The 6,637-nt window shown below is 67.3% G+C and carries 6 protein-coding genes; all 6 read right to left on the bottom strand.

Going from position 1 to position 6,637, the window contains the following annotated elements:
• On the bottom strand, positions 1 to 1,138 hold a 1,138-nt coding region (locus tag AC1DY5_RS37060), incomplete at its 3' end, for an ABC-F family ATP-binding cassette domain-containing protein (protein WP_478119464.1).
• Between the two features lie 27 nt (positions 1,139 to 1,165).
• On the bottom strand, positions 1,166 to 2,029 hold the full coding sequence (gene prmB / locus AC1DY5_RS37055) for a 50S ribosomal protein L3 N(5)-glutamine methyltransferase (protein WP_478119463.1): 864 nt from the start codon (positions 2,027 to 2,029) through the stop codon (positions 1,166 to 1,168).
• Positions 2,026 to 3,198: a succinyl-diaminopimelate desuccinylase gene (gene dapE / locus AC1DY5_RS37050; RefSeq protein ID WP_478119462.1), complete on the bottom strand. Its 1,173-nt coding sequence runs from the start codon at positions 3,196 to 3,198 to the stop codon at positions 2,026 to 2,028. Before dapE ends, prmB begins: the two co-directional genes overlap by 4 nt.
• A gap of 18 nt (positions 3,199 to 3,216) precedes the next feature.
• Entirely contained in the window at positions 3,217 to 4,365 is a 1,149-nt protein-coding gene (locus AC1DY5_RS37045) for a PilT/PilU family type 4a pilus ATPase (protein ID WP_478119461.1), read from the bottom strand.
• A 75-nt stretch (positions 4,366 to 4,440) separates the two neighbouring features.
• On the bottom strand, positions 4,441 to 5,265 hold the full coding sequence (gene dapD, locus AC1DY5_RS37040; RefSeq protein ID WP_478119460.1) for a 2,3,4,5-tetrahydropyridine-2,6-dicarboxylate N-succinyltransferase: 825 nt from the start codon (positions 5,263 to 5,265) through the stop codon (positions 4,441 to 4,443).
• Positions 5,262 to 6,473 (bottom strand): succinyldiaminopimelate transaminase, encoded by a 1,212-nt coding sequence (gene dapC, locus AC1DY5_RS37035; RefSeq protein WP_478119459.1) that lies wholly within the window; start codon positions 6,471 to 6,473, stop codon positions 5,262 to 5,264. Before dapC ends, dapD begins: the two co-directional genes overlap by 4 nt.
• Positions 6,474 to 6,637 lie beyond the last annotated feature (164 nt).

Genomic DNA, 6,637 nt, shown 5'->3' with positions numbered 1-6,637 from the left:
CGGCCAGGGCGCCCATTTCGCGCGCGATGGTCTTCACCAGCGTCGATTTTCCCTGGCCGTTCGCACCCAGGATGCCGATGCGCTGGCCGGCCAGCACCGAGCGGTTGACGCCGTGCAGGATGGTCTTGGGCGCTTCGCCCTCGACCCGGTAGCCGAAGCTCGCGTCGCTGATCGACAGCATCGGGTTCGGGATGTTGCCCGGCTCCTTGAATTCGAAGGTGAAGTCGGCCTCGGCCAGCAGCGGCGCGACTTTTTCCATGCGCTCGAGCGCCTTGACCCGGCTCTGCGCCTGCTTGGCCTTGCTGGCCTTGGCCTTGAAGCGGTCGATGAACTTCTGCAGGTGGGCGATCTTGTCCTGCTGCTTGGCGAAGGCCGACTGCTGCAGTTCCAGCTGCTGTGCGCGCAGGGTCTCGAAGGCGCTGTAGTTTCCGCCGTAGCGCGTCAGCTTGGCATGCTCGATGTGCAGCGTGACGTCGGTCACYGCGTCGAGGAACTCGCGGTCGTGGCTAATCACGATTATGGTGCCGGCGTACTTCTGCAGCCAGGCTTCGAGCCAGACGAGCGCGTCCAGATCCAGGTGGTTGGTGGGTTCGTCGAGCAGCAGCAGGTCGCTCGGGCACATCAGCGCGCGCGCCAGTTGCAGCCGCATGCGCCAGCCGCCCGAGAAGCTGTTGACCGGCTGGTCGAGCTCGTGGGCCTTGAAGCCCAGTCCGAGGATCAGCGACTGGGCGCGCGGCACCGCGTCGTGCTCGCCGGCATCGGCCAGGTCGGTGTAGGCATGGGCCAGCGCCATGCCCATCTCGTGGTCGTCGGGGTCGGCCTCGTGGCCGGCTTCGGCACTGGCCAGAAGCTCGCGCAGTTCGACCAGCCGGGTATCGCCACCGACCACGAAGTCGGTCGCCGGCTCGTCAGTCTCGGGCATGTTCTGCGCGACCTGCGCCATGCGCCATTGTTTCGGCAGCGAGAAGTCGCCACCGTCTTCATGCAAGGTGCCGTTGAAAAGCGCGAAGAGCGTGGATTTGCCCGCGCCGTTGCGTCCCACCAGGCCGACCTTCTCGCCGGGGTTGATGGTGACGCTGGCGCCGTCGAGCAGCACTTTGGCGCTGCGGCGCAGGATGACGTTCTTGAGAGTGATCATTTCGGTGCCCGCCGGTTGGCGGGCAGGTCAGAGAAGGGATTCGCGCGGGACCAGCAGCACCTGGTCTTCACCCGCGCTGGTGGCGAGCCACACTACCTCGAGCTGCGGAAAGGCAGCCTCGAAGTGCGCGCGTTCGTTGCCGATTTCGAGCACCAGCACGGCGGAGTCGCTCATGCGGGCCGGTGCGTCGGCGAGCAGCCGGCGAATGAAGTCCATGCCATCGGCGCCGCCGGCCAGGGCCAGCTCGGGCTCGGCGCGGTACTCCGCCGGCAGCGCGTCCATGCTGGTCGCGTTGACGTAGGGTGGATTGCAGAGGATCAGGTCGTAGGGGCCGTCCGCGCTCGCGAGACCGTCCGACTCGATGAGCCTGATGCGATCGTCGAGCTGATGGCGCGTGACGTTGATGGCGGCCACCTCGAGCGCCGTGGTCGACAAATCGGCGGCGTCGACCTGGATGTCCGGATAGGTCAGCGCCGCCAGCACCGCGAGGCTGCCGTTGCCGGTGCACAGGTCGAGCACCCGGCGCGTGTGTTCGCCCAGCCAGGGGTCGATGCTGCCGTCGGCCAGCAACTCGGCAATGAAGCTGCGCGGCACGATCGCGCGCTCGTCGATGTAGAAGGGCACGCCCTGCAGCCAGGCCTCCCTGGTGAAGTAGGCGGCGGGCTTGCGGGTTTCGATGCGCTGCGAGAACAGCTCACCGATGCGGGTGGCATCGGCGGGCGACACCGGGCGCTCGGCCACGGCATCGAGCTCGTCGAGCGGCAGCCCCAGGCGCCAGAGCACCAGCCAGACGGCTTCGTCGAAGGCATTGTCGGTGCCGTGTCCGAAAGCCACGCCGGCGTCGGCCAGCTGCTTTGCGCCGGCCTCGATGAGTTGCATGACGGTGCTCATGACAAGAGCAGCGTTTCGAGCCGGTCCAGCGTGCGGCGGTAGATGTTCTTGAGCGGCTCGATGTCGGCCACCACGATGTGCTCGTCGATCTTGTGGATGCTGGCGTTGACCGGACCGAGCTCGACCACCTGCTTGCAGATCTTGGCGATGAAGCGGGCGTCGCTGGTGCCGCCGCTGGTCGACAGCTCGCACTCGATGCCGGTCTCGTCGCGGATGGCATGCTGCACGGCCTCGACCAGCGCGTCAGGCACCGTGAGGAAGGGCAGGCCGCCGACCGTCCAGGCGAGCGTGTAGTCGAGGCCGTGGGCGTCGAGCACCGACTCGACGCGCTGTTGCAGCGATTCGGGCGTCGACTCGGTCGAGAAGCGGAAGTTGAAATCGATCACGGCCGCACCCGGGATCACGTTGCTGGCCCCGGTGCCCGCATGGATGTTGCTGATCTGCCAGCTGGTTGGCTGGAAGTGGTCGTTGCCGGCATCCCAGCCGCCGGACGTGTTGATCGCGACCAGTTCGGCCAGCGCCGGCGCGAACGCATGCACCGGGTTCTTCGCCAGGTGCGGGTAGGCGATGTGGCCCTGCACGCCTTGCACCGTGAGCTTGCCGCTCAGGGTGCCGCGGCGGCCGTTCTTGATCATGTCGCCGCAGCGCTCGACCGAGGTCGGCTCGCCGACGATGCAGTAGTCGATCGCCTCGCCGCGCGCGGCCAGCGTGTTGCAGACCACTACCGTGCCGTCGACGCCGGGGCCTTCCTCGTCGCTGGTCAGCAGCAGCGCCAGCGTGAGGCGCGGATCGGGCGTCGCGGCCAGGAACTCCTCGATGGCGACCACGAAGGCGGCCAGCGAGCTCTTCATGTCGCAGGCGCCGCGGCCGTACAGATGGCCCTCGCGGTGCGTCGGCGTGAACGGGTGGCTGGTCCACTGCTCGAGCGGACCGGTCGGCACGACGTCGGTGTGGCCGGCGAAGGCGATGGTCTTGGTTCGCTCTCCGGCGCCGGGCCGCACCGCCCACAGGTTTGTGACCCGAAAGTCGGCCGGGCCGCTTTCGATGGTCTCGAGCTTGAATCCGAGTCGCGCCAGGCGCTCGCCGAGGATCTGCTGGCAGCCGCCGTCGTCGGGGGTGACCGAGGGGCGGGAGATCAGTTGTTCGGCAAGCTGGAGCGTTCGGGACATCGATGCGGGGCAGGTGGCTCAGGGACGCACGTCGAGCGTAATGTCCGTGAAGGTGGGTTCCTCGACCTGGTCGAGGAGGGAGCGTTCTTCGTTGCGCGTGGGCGGCGCCTTGCGGTTCTGCAGCCGCCACATCAGGTTGGTCGGCGAATCGGCCTGGGCCAGGCCTTCCTCGCGCGTCACCAGGTTTTCGGTGATGAGCCGTGCGATGTCTTCCTCGAAGGTCTGGGAACCCTCGGCCATCGATTGTTCCATGGCTTCCTTGACCGCCGAGAAGTCGCCCTTGCCGATCAGCTCGGCCACAAGCGCGGTGTTGAGCAGCACCTCGAGGGCCGGCACGCGGGCGCCGCCGGGCGTGCGCAGCAGGCGCTGCGCGACGATGGCGCGCAGCGCCCCGCTGAGGTCGCCCAGCAGCGTGGCACGCACTTCCACCGGGTAGAAGCTCAGGATGCGGTTCAGCGCCCGGTAGCTGTTGTTGGCATGCAACGTGGCGACGCACAGGTGGCCCGACTGCGCGTAGGCGATCGCGGCGGTCATGGTCTCGCGGTCGCGGATCTCGCCGATCTGGATCACGTCGGGCGCCTGGCGCAATGCGTTCTTGAGCGCGATCTCGAGCGACTGGGTGTCGCTGCCGACGTCGCGCTGGTTCACCATCGACCTCTTGTTGGTGTAGGTGAATTCGATCGGTTCCTCGACCGTGAGGATGTGGCCGGTGGCGTGCTCGTTGCGGTAGTCGAGCATCGAGGCCAGCGTGGTGCTCTTGCCGGCGCCGGTGGAACCGACCATGAGGATCAGGCCGCGCTTCTCCATCACCAGCGTCTTGAGGATCTCGGGCAGGTTGAGATCTTCGAAGCTCGGGATGATCGAGGCGATGTGCCGCACCACCACTGCGTAGCTGCCGCGCTGGCGCATCGCGCTGATGCGGAAGTTGCCGGCGCCCTCGAGCGCGATCGCCATGTTGAGCTCGCCGGTGCGCTCCAGTTCGGCGATGCGGGTTTCATGCACCACTTCGCCGAGCAGGCCCAGCGGCGCCTCGGGTGGCAGCACCTGGGCGTTGATCGGCATGCAGTTGCCGTTGATCCGGATCAGCGCCGGAGAGTTGGCCGAAAGATAGATGTCTGAAGCCTTGCGTTCGGCCATCAGACGAAGAATTCGCTCCATCGTGCTCATCGGCTTTCTCTCCTCAGCGTTGTGGGTCTTGAACTCGGTTGTCGACGGGCCGCCCCCTCAGGCGGCCGGCTTTCTTCAATCGCGCAGCAGGTCGTTCAGCGAGGTCTTGGCGCGGGTCTGGGCATCGACGCGCTTGACGATGATCGCCGCGTAGAGGCTGTAGCGGCCGTTGTCCTTGGGCAGCGTGCCGCTGATGACCACCGAGCCGGCCGGCACGCGGCCGTAGCTGACTTCGCCGGTCGCGCGGTCGTAGATTGGGGTGCTCTGGCCGATGTAGACGCCCATCGACAGCACCGAGTTCTCTTCGACGATGACGCCTTCGACCACTTCGGAGCGGGCGCCGATGAAGCAGTTGTCCTCGATGATGGTCGGGCCGGCCTGCAGCGGCTCGAGCACGCCGCCGATGCCGACGCCGCCCGAGAGGTGCACGTTGGCGCCGATCTGGGCGCAGGAGCCGACCGTGGCCCAGGTGTCGACCATCGTGCCTTCGCCGACGTAGGCGCCGATGTTCACGTAGGAGGGCATCAGGATCGCGCCCTTGGCGATGTAGCTGCCGCGGCGGGCCACGGCCGGCGGCACGATGCGCACGCCGGCTTCCTTGAGCTCGTTGGCCGACAGGTGCGCGAACTTAGTCGGCACCTTGTCGTAGAAGCCCAGCGCGCCGGCCTGGATCTGCTCGTTGTCCTTCAGGCGGAACGACAGCAGCACCGCCTTCTTGATCCACTGGTGCACGGTCCATTGGCCGACGGCCTCGCGGGTGGCGACGCGCAGCTTGCCGTTGTTGAGCTCGGCGATCACGTGGTCGACGGCGTCGCGCACTTCCTTGGGTGCGCTGGTGGCGGAGATGTTGGCGCGGTCTTCCCACGCGGCGTCGATGGTCTGCTGGAGTTGTTGGGTCATGGATTAACTCGGTTCTGGATGAAGTTCACGATGCGTTTCGCGGCCTCGGTGCATTCGGCCGTGTCGGCGACCAACGCCATGCGGATGCGCCCGCGGCCCGGGTTGGCGCCCGCCACGTCGCGGGCGAGAAAGCTGCCGGGCAGCACCGTCACATTGTATTGAGCGTAGAGCGCCCGGGCGAATCCGGGGTCGTCGCCCTGCCAGGAGGGCGGTATGCCGGCCCAGAGGTAGAAGCTGGCGTCGGGCAGGCGGACGTCGAGCACCGGCTCGAGCAGCGGCGTCACGGCGGCGAACTTGGTGCGGTACTGGGCCCGGTTGTCGACCACGTGGAGTTCGTCGTCCCAGGCCGCGATGCTGGCCGCGGCCACCGTGCCGCTCATCGCGCTGCCGTGGTAGGTGCGGTAGAGCAGGAAGGACTTGATGATCGCGGCGTCGCCGGCCACGAAGCCGCTGCGCAGACCCGGCACGTTGCTGCGCTTGGACAGCGAGGTCAGCGCAATCAGGTTGCGGAAATCGTCGCGGCCCAGCTTAGCCGCGGCTTCGAGCCCACCGAGCGGTGGCTCGTCGCGGAAGTAGATCTCGCTGTAGCACTCGTCGGCGGCGATTACGAAGCCGTGCTTGTCGGACAGCGCGAAGAGCTTTTCCCATTCGCCGATCGGCATCACGGCACCGGTCGGGTTGCCGGGCGAGCAGACGAACATCAGTTGGGTACGGGCCCAGACCTCGGCCGGCACGCTGTCCCAGTCGACCGCGAAGTTGCGCGCGGGCACGCTCGGCACGTAGTACGGCTCGGCGCCTGCGAGCAGGGCCGCACCTTCGTAGATTTGATAGAACGGGTTGGGCGACAGCACCAGCGGGGCCGGCGACCGGCTGGCGTCGAGCACGGTCTGGGCCAGGGCGAACAGGGCCTCGCGCGAGCCGTTGACGGGCAGCACCTGGGTGGCGGCGTCGAGCGTCAGGCCGTAGCGCCGCTGCAGCCAGCCGGTGAAGGACTGGCGCAGTGTCAGGTCGCCGGCAGTGGCCGGGTAGGTGGCCAGGGCGTCCATGCCCGCCGCCARCGCGTCCTTGATGAAGGCCGGCGTCGGGTGCTTGGGCTCGCCGATGCCGAGGCTGATCGGCGTGAACTCAGGGTTCGGGGTGACGCCGGCGAACAGTTGTCGCAGCCGCTCGAAAGGGTAGGGCTGCAATTTGGCGAGCAGGGGGTTCATGAGGCTGGATTATCGCGCTGCGGGCTTTCCTAGAGTTTCTTGACCAACACCTGGCTCTTGCGATCCCAGTTGTACTTGCGCTTGCGGGCTTCGGGCAGCCAGTCGGGGTTGACCTGCTGGAAGCCGCGCTTGAGGAACCAGTGCATGGTTCGGGTGGTGAGCAC

The sequence above is a fragment of the Variovorax sp. P4_D9 genome, from assembly GCF_056401695.1.
Note: the sequence above shows the minus strand (reverse complement) of the source record. Positions and strands in the feature narration are given on the sequence as shown.

What these genes read in the sequence shown, in the direction of transcription:
- dapE (WP_478119462.1), bottom strand. Translation starts at nt 3,198, where the DNA reads ATGTCCCGAACGCTCCAGCTTGCCGAACAACTGATCTCCCGCCCCTCG.
- prmB (WP_478119463.1), bottom strand. Translation starts at nt 2,029, where the DNA reads ATGAGCACCGTCATGCAACTCATCGAGGCCGGCGCAAAGCAGCTGGCC.
- AC1DY5_RS37045 (WP_478119461.1), bottom strand. Translation starts at nt 4,365, where the DNA reads ATGAGCACGATGGAGCGAATTCTTCGTCTGATGGCCGAACGCAAGGCT.
- dapD (WP_478119460.1), bottom strand. Translation starts at nt 5,265, where the DNA reads ATGACCCAACAACTCCAGCAGACCATCGACGCCGCGTGGGAAGACCGC.